Source organism: Streptomyces sp. MJM8645, assembly GCF_001625365.1.
In the GTDB taxonomy this organism is placed as follows: domain Bacteria; phylum Actinomycetota; class Actinomycetes; order Streptomycetales; family Streptomycetaceae; genus Kitasatospora.
Genome location: NZ_LJJF01000001.1, coordinates 3089135 through 3107451, shown reverse-complemented (window position 1 = coordinate 3107451; position 18317 = coordinate 3089135). Strand labels below are relative to the sequence as shown.

Sequence of the window (18317 nt, the reverse complement as noted above, 5' to 3'; positions counted from 1 at the left end):
GAGTCGATGCCCGTACCGGCGGGCCGGGGGAGTCCACGTGTCCAAGCCTGCGTCCGAGCCGCCCGCGGCCGATCCCCGCATACCGGCCCACGAGGCCGCGACGGCGAAGCAGGCCGAGCGGACGGGGCAGTCGGAGCAGCAGGCGCAGCCCGAGCCTCCCGCGCCCGCCGCCCCGCCCGTGCCGACCGCCCCGCCCGTGCCTGCCAACCCGTGGGCCGCGCCCCTGCCGTCGCAGGCCCCGCCGCAGCCCCCGCCCCCGCCGCTGCCCGCCGGCGGCTGGGCATCGGTGCCGCCCGCCGCACAGTCCGGCCTCCAGCCCGGCTTCCCCTACCCCCGGCCCGCCCCCGTCACCAACGGTTTCGCGGTCGCCGCCCTGGTGACCGGCCTGGTCGTGGTGGCGCCGGTGGCCCTGGTGTTCGGCATCATCGCGCTGGTCCAGATCAACCGCCGCAAGGAGCGCGGCTTCGGCATGGCGGTGACCGGCCTGGTGCTCGGCGTGGTCGGCACGGTGCTGCTGTCGCTCGCCGTGGCCGGTTCGACCTTCGAGTTCCCCGGGGGCGGCAGGTTCGACCAGTCCACGAAGGCCCCGGCCGGATCCGTCCCGTGGGCCGCGCTGAAGTCCGGGGACTGCTACAACACCCCCGAGAACGGCAGCCGGGCCGACCCCGAGGGCGGCGACGAGACGCTCTACTGGGTCCGCCGGGTGCCGTGCTCGGCCCCGCACCACGGCGAGGTGGCCGGCACCGCCCGGATCCCGGCGAGCGACGGCCCGTCCTACCCGGGCGAGGCGACGGTCCGCCTGCGGGCCGCCGACCTGTGCCGCACGGTGCTCGACGACTACGCCCTCGACCAGTGGGCGATCCCGGACGGCATGGACGACGTCTACCTCTACCCGACCCGGGGCAACTGGAGGTCCGGCGACCGCTACGTCACCTGCGCGTTCGAGGACCGCGACGGCGAGCACCTGGGGACGGTCCGCACCGACCGGGGCAGCCTGAACCCCGCCCAGCTGGCCTACCTGGAGGCCGTCCGGGGCTTCAACGACGCCTACGCGGAGCAGCCGAGCAAGGGCTTCGCGGACGCGTCGTCCGAGTACCGGACGTGGGCCCGGCGGATGTCCACCGCCTCCCACGCGGAGGCCACGGCGCTGAACAAGGCGTCGGCGGCGTGGCCGGCCGAGGTCAAGCCGGCGGTCCGCAAGCTGGCCGCGGCCCAGGAGGCGGCCGCGACCGCCTGGGACGCGGCGGCCTCCGGCGACGACCTGGAGGGCGACGTCCGACGGGCCCGGGCGCTGGTGACCAAGTCGGTGCCGCTCAGCATCGAGATCCGGCGCGGGCTCGGCCTGTCCACCGGCGAGCAGGTGCCCGACCTCCAGGTCTGAGCCGCCGAGGGGTCTGAGCCGCCGACGGTTCTGAGCCGCCGGGCGCGGCCGGGTTACCCGCCGTTAACCGCGCCCGTACCTGCCGGTAGCGAGCCGTCCGTAGCGTCGTGGGGGCGGATCCCCGGCCCGACCCCCACGCAGGCCGGGGATACGCTCCCCGCCATGAGCGCCTTTCGGGTGATGCGGCAGGACGACAACGGCAACCGCTTCCTGGTCGCGGGCGGGCTCGACCGCCTCGCGGCGGAGCGGCTGGCGGCCGAGTTCGAGGCCCGCGGCCACAAGCAGCTGTACTGGGTCGAGGCCGAGCCCGAGCCCGAGGCTGCGGACGGCGCGGGGGCGGACACGCCCTAAGGTCGGGCCCATGGACAAGGCCAGCGAGAACCCCGTCGAGCCCCGGATCGTCGTCGGCGGCGCCCTCATCCACCGGGGCCGGGTGCTCGCCGCCCGGCGCAGCGCGCCCGCGGCGGTGGCGGGGCGCTGGGAGTTCCCGGGCGGGAAGGCCGAACCCGGCGAGACCGAGGCGCAGGCGCTGGAGCGGGAGCTGCTGGAGGAACTGGGTGTCCGGGCGCGGGCGCTGGAGCGGCTGCCGGGCGCGTGGAGCGTCCGGCCGGGTCTGGAGCTGCGCTTCTGGGCGGCCGAGCTGCTGGCCGGCGACCCCCGTCCCCTGGAGGACCACGACGAGCTGCGCTGGCTCGGCCCGGCCGAGCTGGACAGCGTCGACTGGATCGAGCACGACCGCGACGTCCTGCCGCACGTCGCCCGGTTGCTCCATGCATAGGGCGGCCTGAGCCGGTGTGCGACGCGCGGGGTACGGGGTAGGTCAATCAGACAAGACGACCCGGCGGCCGGGATAGCCTGGGTTCTGCTGGGTATGTCACTTTTCGGCACTATTCGTCACCATCGGTGAGCCGCCCCAGCCGGCGACGCCGATCCCGACCAGAGCCGGAGGCCCCGTCGGTGTCGAGTACCGGGAACGGCGGCGGAGGAGCACGGCGGACAGGCGCCGCGGGGGGCGCAGCCGCCCGCGCCCGGCTGCGCCGGGGTGCCCAGCCCGCAGCCCCGCAGCCGCCGGCCGGCCGCCGTCGGCGGGACGCCGCCGATGCCCCCGACGTCCCGCGGCCCGACCAGCCGGCGCCGGCCCTGGCCGTCCCCGTCTCCGACCCGGGCCCCCAGCCCGGCCTGCGCAGCCGGCCCGCCCGACCGTTCCCCGGCGGGCCGTCCGACGCCCCGTACGGCCCCGGCGTACCGGGCGAGGGCAGCCTGCTCGACATGCTGAAGGTCGCCATCGCGATCCTGGACACCGCGGGCCGGGTGGTGCTCTGGAGCCCGGCCGCCGAGGAACTGCTCGGCTGGCCGAACGAGCTGCTGGTCGGCCGCCGGATCGACGAGCTGATCCCCGACGAGGAGCAGGTCGGCCGGATCCGGGCCGCGATCCAGGACACCCTGCGCCACGGCCGCTGGGCCGGCAACGCCGAACTGCGCGACCGGGACGGCGTGCCGATCGCGGTGGACGCCCGGATCTCCCTCCTGGTGGACGGCGACGGCACCCCGTTCCTCCAGGTCAACATGGCCGAGGCGGCCGCCGTCCGGGCCGTCGAGCGCGACCTCGCCGTCCGTGACGCGCTGTTCGAGCAGTCCCCGCTGGGCATCGCGATCATGGACACCGAGCTGCGCTACACCGCCGTCAACCAGACCCTGGCCGAGATGAACGGCGTCGCCTTGGAGGACCACGTCGGCCGGACCACCGGCGAGACCCTGCCCGAGCGGGCCGCCGACGAGGTCACCGCGATCCAGCGCCAGGTGCTGGCCACCGGCGAGCCGGTCATCGACGTCACCCTGGCCTCCCCGGTCACCGCCCGCTCCGGCTACCGCTCGATCTCCTACAGCCGGATGACCGACCGCTCCGGCCGGGTGCTCGGCATCTCCGGCACCGTGATGGACGTGACCGAGCGCTACCGCGCCGTCGCCAAGGTCGAGCACGCCCGGCGCCGGCTCTCGCTGCTCAACGAGTTCGGCTCCCGGGTCGGCGACCTGCTCGACGCCGCCAGGATCGCCCAGGAGCTCGCCAGCTCCGTCGTCCCCCGGCTCACCGACCACTCCGCGGTGATCCTGCTGCAGGCCGTCGCGCACGGCGACGACCTGCCCCGGCACGGCCACGACCGCCGCACCTCGCTGCTCCAGCTCGGCACCGCCTCCGTCCAGGACGGCCCCGAGGTCGAGGTGATGCTCCGCCGCGGCGCCCGGATCACCTTCGCCGAGGACTCCGCCTGCGGCCGGGTGCTGCGCACCGGCGTCCCCGAACTGCTCTCCGGCGCGGACCAGCTCGACGACGTGACGTACCCCGGCGACCCGAAGACGCAGGCCGCCCACGACCTGGGCGTGCACTCCATGCTGGTCGTCCCGCTGCGCGCCCGCGGCATCGTGATCGGCCTGCTGCTGGTAAGCCGGGGCGGCTACCGGGAGGGCTTCGACCGGGACGACCTGGCCTTCACCGTCGAGCTGGCCGACCGGGCCGGCAGCTCGCTGGACAACGCCCGGCTGTACGCCCGCGAGCGCACCGCCGCGCTCACCCTCCAGCGCACCCTGCTCCCGCAGCAGGTCCCGCAGCCCACCGGCGTCGAGGTCGCCTACCGGTACGTGCCCGGCAGCAGCGGCGCCGAGGTCGGCGGCGACTGGTTCGACGTCATCCCGCTGCCCGGCGACCGCACCGCGCTGGTGGTCGGCGACGTGATGGGCCACGGACTGCGGGCCGCCGCCACCATGGGCCGGCTGCGCACCGCCGTCCGGGTGCTGGCCGCCCTCGACCTGCCGCCGGACGTCCTGCTGCGGCACGTCCACGAACTGGCCGACGACCTGGCCCAGGGCCCGGACGAGGCGCTGCTCGCCACCTGCGTCTACGCGGTGTTCGACCCGGGGACGGCCAGACTGACCGTCGCCAAGGCCGGGCACATCCCGCCCGTCCTGGTGGTGCCGGGCGAGGAGGGCGGGGAGCCGACCCGGACCGGCGGCCCGCTGCGCGGCGGCGCGGGCCGGATCCTCGACCTCCCCTCCGGCGCCCCGCTCGGCGTCGGCGGCGTCCCGTTCGAATCCGTCGAACTGAAGATCCCCGAGGGCAGCCTGCTCGCCCTCTGCACCGACGGCCTGGTCGAGTCCCGGGACAAGGACCTCGACGTCGGCCTCGGCCGGCTGGTCACCGTGCTCCAGGAGCCGCACGCCTCCATCCAGGCCGCCTGCGAGGCCGTGCTCGGCACCATGGAGCAGGGCCGCGAGCCGGACGACGTCGCGCTGCTGCTGGCCCGGCTCGGCCACGGCCAGGCCGGCACCCCGACGGTCGGCTGGACCCTGCCCGCCGAGCCCACCGCCGTCTCCCGGGCCCGCCGGCTGGTCCGCTCCGCGCTCGCCGAGTGGGGCGTCGAGGAGCTCACCGACACCACGGAGCTGCTGGTCAGCGAGCTGGTCACGAACGCCGTCCGGTACGCCAGCGCCCCCATCGGCGTGCGGCTGACGCTCGGCGAGACGCTGCTGGTCGAGATCTCCGACCCGCTGCCCGACCCGCCCCGGGAGCGGCACGCGGCCGAGGCCGACGAGGGCGGCCGGGGCCTGGAACTGGTCCGCCGCCTGGCACTGCGCTGGGGTGCCCGGGCCGAGGGCATCGGCAAGGTGGTCTGGTTCGAGCAGACGCTGCCGGGTAATGAGCCCGACGAGTCATAGGGAGCGCAGCGGGTCGGGGGCGTGAGCCCGAGCGGGGGCGAGGAGGACGGAACCGCATATGCCAGCAGGTGGCCGGGGGGAGCGCGCAGCCCGGAAGGGGGCGCGGACGTGGCATTGTGGTTGCGCGGGCGGTAGGACAAAAACCTTCGCCCGATCTGATGTTGTGATGTTGAGGGCGTGTGAACGTACCCCTCGATGATGAATACTCGGTCTTCTCGACATCCGGACGGTCGCGGGTTGGAGGGGTCGGTCCGTTGAACAGCACCCCGGCGCGGAACGCGCCGAGCAGCAGCGGTCATGCTGTCGTGCCCGGGCAGGCCGGTTCACCGCACCTGCCCGTACCGGCGGACCCGCCCGGCGCCGGCCCCGTGGGCCTCGGTCACCACCCCGGGGCCGCGGACCACCCGTGGGGCGCGGGCGGCCCCGGGTCGATCTACGACTACATCCGGGTCGCCACCTTCACCATCGGCCCCGACGGCCGGATCAGCCAGTGGAGCGAGCGCGCCGCCGAGTTCTTCGGCGTCCCCGCCCCCGACGCCGTCGGCGCCGACCCGATCACCACCTTCGTCCCCCGCGAACTCTGGCAGCGCGGCCGCGCGCGGCTGGAACGCGCCCTGGCCGGCGAGGAGTGGGTCGGCACCGCCCCCTACCGGGACGCCGCCGGCGGCGAGGGCCTCGCCGAGCTCTACCTGATGCCCGACAGCGCCCTGCCCACCGCCGGCGCCACCTGCCTGGCCGTCGACCTCGGCCGACTGCGCCGGGTCGAGACCGACCTCGCCGCCTCCGAGGCCGTCTTCGGGCAGACACCCACCGGCTTCATCCTCTTCGACGACCGGCTGCGCCTCCAGCGGGTCAACGACGCCTTCGCCTCCGGCATGGGCCTGGCCCCCACCGACCTCGAAGGCCTCACCCCGCACGACCTCTTCCCGCCGTCCGAGGCCGACCGCCTCACCGCCGCCCTGCGCAAGGTCCTCGCCACCGGCGAGCCCGTCTTCGACCTGCGCTTCCACGGCGCCGTCCCCACCCGCGAGGGCAACCGGCTCTGGGCCGTCTCGCTGTACCGCCTCAACGGCGCGGCCGGACAGCCGATCGGCCTCGCCGGGCAGGTCTCCGACGTCACCAGCCGGCACGTCGCCGAGCGCGAGGCCGACGGCGTCCGCCGCAACCTCGCCCTGCTCAACGAGGCCAGCGCGCACATCGGCTCCACCCTCGACCTGGAGACCACCGCCAAGGAACTGCTCGACGTCGTCGTCCCGCCGTTCTGCGACCTCGCCACCGTCGACCTGTACACCGCGCTGCTCTCCGGCGAGACCGTGCCCAGCGCCGGCCGGCTCGGCGACACCGTGCTCACCGACGGCAGCGGCGAACTGCGCCGGGTCGCCGTCTCCAGCGTCATCGGCGGCGCCTCCTCGGTGCTCGGCTCGGTCACCGGCCTGCCCATCGCCGAGGCCGGCGGCACCCTCTGTTACCCGCGACGCTCCCCGCACGCCCGGGCGCTGCGCACCGGCCGCAGCGTCGTCCCCGAGCCCGGGCCCGACCCGCTGCTGCGCTCCACCCTGATCGTCCCGCTGGTCGCCCGCGACCAGGTGCTCGGCCTCGTCCAGCTCTCCCGTGCGATCGGCAGCGAGCCCTTCGACGCCCGCGACGTCGCCATCGCCGAGGAACTCGTCGCCCGCGCCGCCGTCTGCATCGACAACGCCCGGCTCTACCGCCGCGAGCACGAGCGCGCCCTGATCCTCCAGCGCAGCCTGCTGCCCCCGGGCAACCCGGCCGCCAGCGGCCTGGAGATCGCCTGCCGCTACCTGCCCAGCAACAACAACACCGAGGTCGGCGGCGACTGGTTCGACGTCATCCCGCTGCCCGGCAACCGCACCGCCCTGGTCATCGGCGACGTGATGGGGCGCGGCCTGCGCGCCGCCGTCGCCATGGGCCAGCTGCGCACCGCCGTCCGCACCCTCGCCATGCTCGACCTGGAGCCCGGCGAGGTGCTCACCGCCCTCGACGAGATCGCCCGCGGCCTCGGCGGCGACACCGTGGCGGCCGGCCCGCCCACCCCGTACGGCCGGCTCACCTCCGCCGCCGACGAGGAGGCCCGCGAGGTCTACCTGGCCACCTGCGTCTACGCGGTCTACGACGCCGTCACCCGGCGCTGCTGGATCGCCAACGCCGGCCACCTGCCGCCCGTCCTGCTCAGCCCCGGCGAACCCGCCCGGATGCTCGACGTCCCGCCCGGTCTGCCGCTCGGCGTCGGCGGCGAGCCCTTCGAGGAGGTCGAGCTGACCCTCCCGGACGGCGCCATCCTCGGCCTCTACACCGACGGCCTGGTGGAGAGCCGCAAGCACCAGCTGGACGAGGGCCTGCGCGGCTTCCGCACCGCGCTGTCGGCCAAGGGCAAGGGCCTCGAAGAACTCTGCGAGCACGTCCTCGGCGAGCTCAACCCGCACCACGGCGAGGACGACATCGCCCTGCTGATGGCCAAGGTGCACGCCTTCCCCGAGGACGCCGTCGGCAACTGGTTCCTGCCGCCCGAGCCCACCTCCGTCGCCAAGGCCCGCGAGCTGGCCTGCAGCTGGCTGCTGACCCGCGGCCTGGAGGAGCTCGTGGACACCACCGAGCTGCTGGTCAGCGAACTGGTCACCAACGCGCTCAAGCACGGCCGGGGCGAGATCCGGCTGCGGCTGCTGCGCGATCGCGGCCTGGTCTGCGAGGTCTGGGACGACGGCTACGCCCAGCCCAGGCAGCGGCGCGCCCAGGAGACCGACGAGGGCGGGCGCGGCCTGCAACTGGTCAGCCTGCTGGCCGAGCGCTGGGGCAGCCGGCGGACGCCCAAGGGCAAGATCGTCTGGTTCGAGCTGGGGCTCTAGGGCGGCTGGAGGCCCTCGGCGGTTCGGCCGTCCGGGTGCAGTCGGCGGGCGGTCCGCCGTGTCGGCCCGGGCCCGGGCACCCGGACGGCGTTCCATGGCCGCCATGCGCGTCCGCCAGCTCACCACCGCAGCCGTCGCGCTGCTGCTCGCCGCCGGCCTCGGCGGCTGCTCCGACGGCCCGGATCCGGCCCGTACCCCCGACCCCGCGCCGGCCTCGGCCGACCCCACCTCCGGCACCGGGGACGTCCGGACCGCCGACCGCACCGCCGTCCGGGGCGGCGGCAAGCTGCGCTGGGCCGTGGACGGCGTCCCGGCCACGCTCAACGTCTACCAGGGCGAGGCGACCGCCGACTCGGCACTGCTCGCGCACGCCCTCTACCCCTCGCTGTTCCGGCCCGACGGGCACGGCCGGCTCGTCCCCGACCCGGACTACCTGGTCGGCGCCGAGTCCACCCCGCCCGGGAAGCAGCCGCAGGTCGTCACCTACCGGCTCAACCCGCGCGCGGTCTGGAGCGACGGCAGCCCGCTCACGGCGGCCGACCTGACCGCCCAGCGGGCCGCCCTCTCCGGCCTCGACCCGGCCTACCAGGGCGGCCGCCCGGCCGGGTACGACGCCATCGAGGCGATCGCCCAGGGCGCCGACCCGCACGAAGTCCGGGTGACCTTCCGGCGCCCGTACGCCGAATGGCGCTCGCTGTTCGGCCCGCTCTACCCGGCGGCCGAGACGGCCACCCCGGCCGCGTTCAACCGGGCGCTGACCGGCGGCGAGCACCTGAGCGCCGGGCCGTACACCGTCTCCGGGTACGACGCCGCGGGCGGGCAGGTCGTCCTCGCCCGCAACCCGCGGTGGTGGGGGGACCAGCCGAAGACCGACCGGATCGAGTTCATCGCCGCGCCGCCGGAGGGCCGGCTGGACGCGCTCGACCAGAACCGGCTGGACATCGCCCCGCTCACCGCAGCGGTGGACCAGGCGGTGCCCGCGCCCGCTCCGGCCGCCTCCGCCACGCCCACCGCCTCCGCCGCGCCGACCGACACCCCGGCCGCCTCCGGCACGCCGACCGCCGAGGCCGCGCCCCCGGGCGCCGCACCCGAGGCCGCGGCGCTGGCCCTGCGGCGGGCCGAGGGACTGCACGGCGTCATCGTGCACCGGGCCGTCGGCGCCTCGCTCACCCAGCTCACCCTCAACTCCGCCCACGGCCCGCTCGCCGACCCGGCCCTGCGGCTCGCCCTGACCCGCGCCGTCGACCGGCGGCGGATCGCCGACGCCGCGCTCACCCCGCTCGGCCTGCCCGGCGCCCCGCTGGGCAGCCACCTGCTCGCCGGCGACCAGGACGGCTACCGCGACAACAGTGCGGCCGCCGGCCCGGCCGACGCCGCCCGGCTGTTCGACGAGGCGGGCTGGAAGCGGCCCGACACCGGCGGCACCCGCACCAAGGACGACAAGGAGCTCACCCTCACCCTGCTCGTCCCGGCCGGCTCCGCGACCGCCAAGCGGACCGCCGACGCGCTCACCGCCGACCTCGGCGAGTCCGGTGTCGAGGTGAAGGCCGTGACGGCGTCCGCCGACACCTTCGTCCAGGACCAGTTGGCCGCCGGGGAGTACGACCTCGCCCTGTTCTCCTGGCCCGCCGGCACCAGCCCGGCGAGCGAGCAGCGGCCCGTCTACGCCAAGCCCCGGCCCGACGCCGACGGCACCCTCGACCTCGGCAGCAACTACGCCCGCAGCGGAACCGAGGAGATCGACCGGCTCTTCGACCGCGCCACCGCCGAGCTCGACCCGGCCGCCCGGCTCGGCCTGCTCCAGGAGGCGGACGTGCGGATCTGGCAGCTCGGCCACTCGGTGCCGCTCTACCAGCGGCCCGAGCTGGTCGGCGTCCGGGCGGGCGTCGCGGGCGCCGGGGTCTGGGGGTACGGCTGGCCGCGCTTCCAGGACGTGGGGTGGAGCGGTTGAGCCCCTCCCCCGGGCCCGTCGGAGCCGGTCGGAGAGCGAACACCGGGTGACGAACGGGTGACCTGTCTGTGATCTTGATCCCGCCCGACCTGCCCGTTTCTGCTCACCTGGGCGCTTCCCCGTACGATAGGAGGAAGCCGAGGCATGTCCGTTGCCACGGCGGGTGGACCGGTAGTAGCAGGCGGAACGGGCGGCGGCGATCCAAAGGGATCGCTGGTCGGCGTCTCGCGGCCGGGCGCCGCAACCCACGATTCCAGGAGAATCAGCTAGGCATGCCCACGCGCAACGACATCCGCAACGTCGCTATCGTCGCCCACGTCGACCACGGCAAGACCACTCTGGTCGACGCCATGCTGAAGCAGGCCGGCGCCTTCGCCGCCCACCAGCACCTCGACGACCGGATGATGGACTCGAACGACCTGGAGCGCGAGAAGGGCATCACCATTCTCGCGAAGAACACCGCCGTCAAGTACCACCCGAAGGATGGTGGCGCGCCGATCACCATCAACATCATCGACACCCCGGGCCACGCCGACTTCGGTGGCGAGGTCGAGCGCGGTCTGTCGATGGTGGACGCCGTCGTCCTGCTGGTCGACGCCTCCGAGGGCCCGCTGCCGCAGACGCGCTTCGTGCTCCGCAAGGCGCTCACCGCCCGGCTGCCCGTCATCCTCTGCATCAACAAGACGGACCGCCCGGACTCCCGGATCGACGAGGTCATCAACGAGACCTACGACCTGTTCCTGGACCTGGACGCGGACGAGGACCAGATCGAGTTCCCGATCGTCTACGCCTGTGCCCGTGACGGCGTCGCCTCGCTGACCAAGCCGGAGAACGGCACCGTCCCGGCCGACAGCACCAGCCTGGAGCCGTTCTTCTCCACCCTGCTGGAGCACGTCCCGGCCCCGACGTACGAGGCCGACGCGCCGCTCCAGGCCCACGTCACCAACCTCGACGCCGACAACTTCCTCGGCCGCATCGCGCTGCTGCGCGTCGAGCAGGGCGAGCTGCGCAAGGGCCAGACCGTGGCCTGGATCAAGCGCGACGGCACCATCTCCAGCGTCCGCATCTCGGAGCTGCTGATGACCGAGGCGCTCACCCGCAAGCCGGCCGAGGTGGCGGGCCCGGGTGACATCTGCGCCGTCGCCGGCATCTCCGAGATCATGATCGGCGAGACCCTCGCCGACCCGGAGAACCCGATCGCGCTGCCGCTGATCACGGTGGACGAGCCGGCCATCTCGATGACCATCGGCACCAACACCTCGCCGCTGGTCGGCCGTGGCGGCAGCGGCAAGGGCGCGGACGCGAAGTCCAGCGGCAAGGTGGACCGCAAGGTCACCGCCCGCCAGGTGAAGGATCGCCTGGACCGCGAGCTGATCGGTAACGTCTCGCTGCGCGTCCTGGAGACCGAGCGCCCGGACGCCTGGGAGGTGCAGGGCCGTGGTGAGCTGGCGCTGGCCATCCTGATCGAGACCATGCGCCGCGAGGGCTTCGAGCTGACCGTCGGCAAGCCGCAGGTCGTCACCAAGCAGGTCAACGGCAAGACCCACGAGCCGGTCGAGCGCCTCACGGTGGACGTGCCGGAGGAGCACATGGGCGCGGTCACGCAGCTCATGGGCGTCCGCAAGGGCCGGATGGACAACATGTCCAACCACGGCTCGGGCTGGGTCCGGATGGAGTTCGTCGTCCCGTCCCGCGGTCTGATCGGTTTCCGGACCGAGTTCCTCACCAGCACCCGCGGCACCGGCATCGCGCACTCGATCCACGAGGGCCACGAGCCGTGGTTCGGCACCCTGACGACCCGTAACAACGGTTCGCTGGTCGCCGACCGGTCCGGTGTGGTCACCGCCTTCGCGATGACCAACCTCCAGGAGCGCGGCGTGCTCTTCTGCGAGCCGGGCACCGAGGTGTACGAGGGCATGATCGTCGGCGAGAACTCGCGCGCCGACGACATGGACGTCAACATCACCAAGGAGAAGAAGCTCACCAACATGCGTTCCTCGAACGCAGACGTGGCCGAGTCGATCGTCCCGCCGCGCAAGCTCTCGCTGGAGCAGTCGCTGGAGTTCTGCCGCGAGGACGAGTGCATCGAGGTGACCCCGGAGACGGTTCGCATCCGTAAGGTCGTCCTCGACGCGAAGGACCGCGGCCGCACCGCCTCGCGCGCCAAGAAGGCGTGATCCGGACGGCTTGACCGGCCTTTGGCCGGAATGCTTCGCCCCCCTTTCCCATGGAGAGGGGGGCGAACTTTTTCAACTACTCCAAGTTGTCGACGGGCGTATTAACGGAATAGCGCTCATCACTCCCAGGTGTCCGCTGAGCGAACGTGACAGTTCGTCATTCATGACGACTGTCCGTTTGGTGCCTGTCTGGCTATGTCTCTTATGTCCGGTTTTCGAAACTTACCGACTGTTCATGTGACCTAATTGAGATCGTCACTGGTCACTTTCGTGTCCGTGCGTGACGGATAGTGGGTGCAGTCAGGCTCGGGTCAAGGGTGACGCGCAGGGGTGCGCGCCGAAACCACGAGCGCGGACGGCACAGCGGGCCAGGTAACACCCGTCCGCAGTGCCCTCCTCGTTGCAACGTCGAATTCAGGAGGCACACCGATGCGTGGTGGGAGCCAGGCCAAGTGGGTTGTCGCAGCTGTTGCGGTCGCCCTCGCCGCGACTGCTTGTAGCAGTGGCGGTTCCACCGGTGGGAGCAGCTCCGATGGCGCTGCGGTCAACGCCCAGGGCGTGTTCAGCTACCAGAGCGGCGAGCCGCAGCGTCCGCTGCAGCCGGCCAACGCCATGGAGAACCAGGGCGGCCGCATCGTCAAGCAGCTCTTCCAGGGCCTTGTCGACTACGACCCCGCCACCGGCGCCCTGCGTAACCAGGTGGCCGACAAGATCGAGACCACTGACTCCAAGAGCTACACCGTCACGCTGAAGTCCGGTTGGACTTTCCACGACGGCACCCCGGTGACGGCCAAGTCCTTCGTGGACTCCTGGAACTGGTCGGCGAACACCAAGAACAACCAGATCAACTCGGACTGGTTCTCCGACATCGTCGGCTACGACGCCGTTCACCCGGAGAAGGGTGACCCGACCGCCGACACCATGTCCGGTCTGAAGGTCGTCGACGACACGCACTTCACCATCGAGCTGACCAGCCCGGTCTCGTACTTCACGTACAAGCTCGGCTACTCGGCCTTCTACCCGCTGCCGACCGGGTTCTTCTCCGACCCGGCGGGCTACGGCCAGAAGCCGGTCGGCAACGGCCCGTACAAGTTCGTCTCGTGGGAGCACAACAAGGCCATCACCCTGGCCGCCTACGACAAGTACGCGGGCGTCAACAAGGCCAAGAACGGCGGCATCGTCTTCCGGAACTACACCTCCGGTGAGGCCGCGTACAAGGACCTGATGTCGGACACCCTCGACGTCCTGGACCAGGTCGACTCGACCGACCTGCCCAAGTACAAGGACGACCTGGGCAAGCGCGCGGTCGACCAGCCGCAGGGCGCCATCCAGAACATCTCCTTCGCGCTGTACAACGCCGAGTGGAACGCTCCGGAGAAGGCCAAGGTCCGCCAGGGCCTGTCGATGGCCATCGACCGTGACACCATCACCAAGACCGTGCTGAACGGCACGCGTCAGCCCGCCGACGCGTTCGTGGCGCCCGGCGTCATGGGCTTCAAGGCCGGCAGCTGCGGCGACGCCTGCAAGTACGACCCGGCGAAGGCCAAGCAGCTCATCGCCGAGGGCAACGGTGTCCCCGGTAACAAGATCACCATCCTGTACAACTCCGATGGCGGTCACAAGGAGTGGGTCGACGCGGTCTGCAACTCGATCCGCCAGGCCACCGGCGTCGAGTGCCTCGGTGACCCGAAGCCCGACTTCAAGACCTCGCGCGACCTGGTGACCAAGCGTCAGGTGTCGAGCATGATGCGTACCGGCTGGGTGCAGGACTACCCGCTGAACGCGAACTTCCTGCGCGACGTCTACGGCACCGGTGCCGCCGCGAACGACGCCGGCTACTCCAGCCCGGAGTTCGACAAGCTCTCCAAGGAGGCCGACGCGGCCACCTCGGTCGAGAAGACCGCGGAGCTCTACCAGCAGGCCGAGGCCGTCCTGGCCAAGGACATGCCGGCCATCCCGCTCTGGTACTACAAGACCAGCTCCGGCTGGTCCAACAACGTCCAGAACGTGAAGTTCGACTCCTTCGGCAACCCGGTCTACACCGACGTCGAGGTCAAGAAGAAGTAATCGGTCGGCACCGCCTGACCCGGTGACAACGGCCGGTGCCCGTCCATCCCCACAAGGGCGAGGACTGGCACCGGCCGTTGGCACGCCGACTTATCTCTGGCCGGGATGACGGGCCCGGCAGAGTCATACATGGAGGCACGATGGGGCGCTTTGTCGCGAGGCGACTGCTCCAGATGATCCCGGTCTTCTTCGGAACGACCTTGCTCATCTTTGTCATGGTGCACTTGCTGCCGGGTGACCCGGTGGCCGCGATGTGGGGCGACAAGGCGCCGGACCCGGCCCAGCTCGCCGCACTGACCCACCAGATGGGCTTCGACAAGCCGTGGTACGAGCAGTACGTCGATTACATGGGGAAACTGCTCACCGGTGACTTCGGAACCACCCTGGCCGGACGGCCGGTGCTCGATGTGATCACCGAGGCGCTGCCGGTCACGGTCCGGCTGGCGCTGCTGGCCTTCATCATCGAGATCGTGCTGGGCGTCTCTGTCGGCCTGTTCGCCGGTCTTCGCCGGGGCAAGGCGTTCGACAAGGGCACCCTGGTCATGACCCTGCTGCTGATCTCGATCCCGGTTCCGGTGCTCGGCTTCATCTTCCAGACGGTCTTCGCGGACGACCTGAAGTGGGTCACGCCGACCGTCCAGGACTCGAACGACATCACCCAGCTGATGCTGCCGGCCATCGTGCTCGGCTCGCTGTCGCTGGCGTACGTGGCGCGCCTCACCCGTACTTCCATAGCCGAGAACATCAAGGCCGACTACGTCCGCACCGCGGTGGCCAAGGGCCTGCCGCGGCGCAAGGTGATCGGCACCCACCTGCTCCGCAACTCGATGATCCCGGTGGTCACCTTCCTCGGCACCGACCTCGGCGCCCTGATGGGCGGCGCGATCGTCACCGAGGGCATCTTCAACGTCAAGGGTGTCGGTAACGCGCTCTTCCACGCGATCAACCTGAAGGAGGGCACGACCGTCTCCGGCTTCGTGGCCTTCCTGGTGCTCGTGTACCTGGCCGCCGGCCTGATCGTCGACCTGCTTTACGCGGTCCTGGACCCGAGGATCCGTTATGCCTGACCTGACCGAGAAGAAGACGGCCGAGGAGATCCCGGCCCAGCGCGCCGCCGACACCGCGGCGGCCAAGCCCGAGAAGGCCCGCAGCCTCGGCTCCGACGCCTGGCACGACCTGCGCCGCAAGCCGATCTTCGTGATCTCCGCGCTGCTGATCCTGCTGCTGATCGTCATCGCGATCGCCCCCGGGCTGTTCACTTCGGCGGACCCGCGCGCAGGCGACCTGCGCGCGCACTACCTGACGAAGCCGAACTACAGCCACTTCTTCCAGGCCGACTGGTTCGGCTACGACCTCCAGGGCCGCAGCATCTACGCCCGGGTGATCTACGGGGCCCGTGCCTCGGTCGTCGTCGGCATCTGCGTCACCGCGGGTGTGACCATCCTCGGCAGCATCACCGGCATGCTGGCCGGCTACTTCGGTGGCTGGGTCGACACGATCATCTCCCGGGTCACCGACATCTTCTTCGGCATCCCGCTGCTGCTCGGCGCCCTGGTGATCCTCAACGCCTTCACCTCGCGCACCATCTGGAGCGTGGTGTTCGCACTGGTCGCCCTGGGCTGGACCCAGATGACCCGTGTCATGCGCGGTTCGGTCATCACCATCAAGCAGGCCGACTTCGTGACGGCGGCCAAGGCGCTCGGCGCCGGCACCAGCCGGATCCTGTGGAAGCACATCCTGCCGAACGCGGTCGCCCCCGTGATCGTCGTCGCCACCATCGCGCTCGGCGGCTACATCGCCACCGAGGCGACGCTGAGCTTCCTCGGCATCGGTCTGCAGGACCCGACCATCTCCTGGGGCATCGACATCAACACCGCCCAGAAGGTGATCCGGACCGCTCCGTTCGCCCTGTTCTTCCCCGCCGGAATGCTGAGCCTCACGGTTCTGGCCTTCATCATGCTCGGCGACGCGGTGCGCGACGCCCTCGACCCGAAGCTCCGCTGAGAGAAGAGGTGACGACCCGATGACCACCGTGATCGAGAACAACAACCAGAAGAGCGGCCGACTCGAAGTTGGCACCCCGCTGCTGGAGGTCAAGAACCTCCACGTGGAGTTCCACACCCGGGACGGCATCGCGAAGGCCGTGAACGGCGTCAACTACTCCGTCGCGGCGGGCGAGACGCTCGCCGTGCTCGGAGAGTCCGGCTCCGGCAAGTCCGTGACCGCCCAGACCATCATGGGCATCCTGGACATGCCGCCCGGCAAGGTGACGCAGGGCGAGATCCTGTACCGCGGCCAGGACATGCTCAAGATGGGCAACGAGGAGCGGCGCAGGATCCGCGGCCAGAAGATCGCGATGATCTTCCAGGACGCGCTGTCCTCGCTCAACCCCGTGCTCAGCGTGGGCTACCAGCTCGGCGAGATGTTCCGGGTGCACCAGGGCGCTTCCAAGAAGGACGCCAAGGAGAAGGCCATCGAGCTGATGGACCGGGTGCGCATCCCGGCCGCCAGGCAGCGCGTCGGCGACTACCCGCACCAGTTCTCCGGCGGCATGCGCCAGCGCATCATGATCGCCATGGCGCTCTCCATGCAGCCCGACCTGATCATCGCGGACGAGCCCACCACCGCCCTGGACGTCACCGTCCAGGCCCAGGTGATGGACCTGCTCGCGGAGCTCCAGGCCGAGTACAACATGGGCCTGATCCTGATCACCCACGACCTCGGCGTGGTCGCCGACGTCGCGGACAAGATCGCCGTGATGTACGCCGGCCGGATCGTCGAGACCGCCCCGGTGCACGACCTGTACGCCAACCCGGCGCACCCGTACACCAAGGGCCTGCTCCGCTCCATCCCGCGCCTGGACCAGAAGGGCCAGGAGCTGTACGCGATCAAGGGCCTGCCCCCGAACCTGCTGAAGGTCCCGGCCGGCTGCGCGTTCAACCCCCGCTGTGACGTCGCCACCGACCTGTGCCGCACGGAGATCCCGGCGCTGCACCAGGTGGCGGACAAGGACGGCAAGGAGCTCACCGGCCGCCGCAGCGCGTGCCACCTCTGGAAGGAGACCCTCCATGGCTGAGCCCATCCTGGAGGTCAGGGACCTGGTCAAGCACTACCCGCTGAGCCAGGGCATCCTCTTCAAGAAGCAGGTCGGCGCGGTCAAGGCGGTCGACGGCATCTCCTTCGAGCTGGCGAAGGGCGAGACGCTCGGCATCGTCGGCGAGTCCGGCTGTGGCAAGTCCACGCTGGCCAAGGTGCTGATGAACCTGGAGCGGGCCACCTCCGGCCAGGTGCTGTTCAAGGGCGAGGACATCTCCAAGCTGTCCGGCCAGGCCCTCAAGGCCGTCCGCCGGAACATCCAGATGGTGTTCCAGGACCCGTACACCTCGCTGAACCCGCGCATGACGGTCGGCGACATCATCGGGGAGCCGTTCGAGATCCACCCCGAGGTGGCGCCCAAGGGCGACCGCCGCAAGGCCGTCCAGGACCTGCTGGACGTCGTGGGTCTGAACCCGGAGTACATCAACCGGTACCCGCACCAGTTCTCCGGCGGCCAGCGCCAGCGCATCGGCATCGCCCGCGGTCTCGCGCTCAAGCCCGAGATCATCATCTGCGACGAGCCGGTCTCCGCCCTGGACGTGTCCGTCCAGGCGCAGGTGATCAACCTGCTGGAGAAGCTGCAGGGCGACTTCGGCCTGTCGTACATGTTCATCGCGCACGACCTCTCCATCGTCCGGCACATCTCCGACCGCGTCGGCGTGATGTACCTCGGCAAGATGGTCGAGATCGGCACCGACGAGCAGATCTACGAGAACGCCACCCACCCGTACACCCAGGCGCTGCTCTCCGCGGTGCCGGTGCCGGACCCGACGGCGCGCGAGAACCGCGATCGGATCATCCTGACCGGTGACATCCCCTCGCCGGCCAACCCGCCGTCCGGCTGCCGCTTCCGCACCCGCTGCTGGAAGGCGGAGGACCGCTGCGCCGAGGAGATCCCGCTGCTCGCGGTGCCCTCGGTGCTGAAGGGCCCGGCCGCGCACGACTCGGCCTGTCACTTCGCCGAGGTCCGGGAGCCGGCCGCCGCCTGACTCCCCGTGGCATCCCCGGAAGGGCCCGTGGCTTCGCGCCGCGGGCCCTTCCGTCGTTCCGTCAACTCACGGGGCGCTCAA

12 protein-coding genes are annotated in these 18317 nt (G+C 71.7%); all 12 read left to right on the top strand.

All coding sequences use genetic code 11. The features are described from left to right. The first annotated feature begins 37 nt into the window (after window positions 1-37). The 12 genes from A6F73_RS13135 to A6F73_RS13080 all read left to right on the top strand — a co-directional run bounded on the left by A6F73_RS13135 (window position 38) and on the right by A6F73_RS13080 (window position 18236). Window positions 38-1381, top strand: coding sequence for a DUF4190 domain-containing protein (locus tag A6F73_RS13135; protein WP_063347966.1), 1344 nt, complete (start codon window positions 38-40; stop codon window positions 1379-1381). Window positions 1382-1543: 162 nt separating this feature from the next. Beyond that, on the top strand, window positions 1544-1732 hold the full coding sequence (locus tag A6F73_RS13130) for a hypothetical protein (protein WP_063347965.1): 189 nt from the start codon (window positions 1544-1546) through the stop codon (window positions 1730-1732). A gap of 10 nt (window positions 1733-1742) precedes the next feature. Then, the gene (locus tag A6F73_RS13125) at window positions 1743-2159 is read left to right on the top strand and encodes an NUDIX domain-containing protein (RefSeq protein ID WP_063347964.1); all 417 of its coding nucleotides are present in this window, start codon (window positions 1743-1745) and stop codon (window positions 2157-2159) included. Between the two features lie 179 nt (window positions 2160-2338). After that, window positions 2339-5092: a SpoIIE family protein phosphatase gene (locus A6F73_RS13120; protein WP_244293380.1), complete on the top strand. Its 2754-nt coding sequence runs from the start codon at window positions 2339-2341 to the stop codon at window positions 5090-5092. Between the two features lie 368 nt (window positions 5093-5460). Then, window positions 5461-7956: a SpoIIE family protein phosphatase gene (locus tag A6F73_RS13115; protein WP_063351166.1), complete on the top strand. Its 2496-nt coding sequence runs from the start codon at window positions 5461-5463 to the stop codon at window positions 7954-7956. A 103-nt stretch (window positions 7957-8059) separates the two neighbouring features. Further along, entirely contained in the window at window positions 8060-9907 is a 1848-nt protein-coding gene (locus A6F73_RS13110) for an ABC transporter family substrate-binding protein (protein ID WP_159398442.1), read from the top strand. A 272-nt stretch (window positions 9908-10179) separates the two neighbouring features. After that, complete coding sequence (typA, locus tag A6F73_RS13105) at window positions 10180-12084, top strand: translational GTPase TypA (RefSeq protein ID WP_063347962.1); 1905 nt, start codon at window positions 10180-10182, stop codon at window positions 12082-12084. 429 nt (window positions 12085-12513) lie between these two features. After that, window positions 12514-14151, top strand: coding sequence for an ABC transporter substrate-binding protein (locus A6F73_RS13100; RefSeq protein ID WP_063347961.1), 1638 nt, complete (start codon window positions 12514-12516; stop codon window positions 14149-14151). Between the two features lie 140 nt (window positions 14152-14291). Next, window positions 14292-15218: an ABC transporter permease gene (locus A6F73_RS13095; RefSeq protein ID WP_063347960.1), complete on the top strand. Its 927-nt coding sequence runs from the start codon at window positions 14292-14294 to the stop codon at window positions 15216-15218. Next, window positions 15211-16155 (top strand): ABC transporter permease, encoded by a 945-nt coding sequence (locus A6F73_RS13090; RefSeq protein WP_063347959.1) that lies wholly within the window; start codon window positions 15211-15213, stop codon window positions 16153-16155. Before A6F73_RS13095 ends, A6F73_RS13090 begins: the two co-directional genes overlap by 8 nt. 19 nt (window positions 16156-16174) lie before the next feature. Next, window positions 16175-17227 (top strand): ABC transporter ATP-binding protein, encoded by a 1053-nt coding sequence (locus tag A6F73_RS13085; protein WP_063347958.1) that lies wholly within the window; start codon window positions 16175-16177, stop codon window positions 17225-17227. After that, a complete protein-coding gene (locus tag A6F73_RS13080; protein ID WP_063347957.1) occupies window positions 17220-18236 on the top strand; it encodes a dipeptide ABC transporter ATP-binding protein in 1017 nt (338 codons plus the stop codon). Before A6F73_RS13085 ends, A6F73_RS13080 begins: the two co-directional genes overlap by 8 nt. The last annotated feature ends 81 nt before the right edge of the window (window positions 18237-18317 follow it).

Coding starts and splice junctions, on each gene's coding strand:
- A6F73_RS13130 (WP_063347965.1), top strand. CDS start 1,544: ATGAGCGCCTTTCGGGTGATGCGGCAGGACGACAACGGCAACCGCTTC.
- A6F73_RS13125 (WP_063347964.1), top strand. CDS start 1,743: ATGGACAAGGCCAGCGAGAACCCCGTCGAGCCCCGGATCGTCGTCGGC.
- A6F73_RS13110 (WP_159398442.1), top strand. CDS start 8,060: ATGCGCGTCCGCCAGCTCACCACCGCAGCCGTCGCGCTGCTGCTCGCC.
- typA (WP_063347962.1), top strand. CDS start 10,180: ATGCCCACGCGCAACGACATCCGCAACGTCGCTATCGTCGCCCACGTC.
- A6F73_RS13100 (WP_063347961.1), top strand. CDS start 12,514: ATGCGTGGTGGGAGCCAGGCCAAGTGGGTTGTCGCAGCTGTTGCGGTC.
- A6F73_RS13095 (WP_063347960.1), top strand. CDS start 14,292: ATGGGGCGCTTTGTCGCGAGGCGACTGCTCCAGATGATCCCGGTCTTC.
- A6F73_RS13090 (WP_063347959.1), top strand. CDS start 15,211: ATGCCTGACCTGACCGAGAAGAAGACGGCCGAGGAGATCCCGGCCCAG.
- A6F73_RS13085 (WP_063347958.1), top strand. CDS start 16,175: ATGACCACCGTGATCGAGAACAACAACCAGAAGAGCGGCCGACTCGAA.
- A6F73_RS13080 (WP_063347957.1), top strand. CDS start 17,220: ATGGCTGAGCCCATCCTGGAGGTCAGGGACCTGGTCAAGCACTACCCG.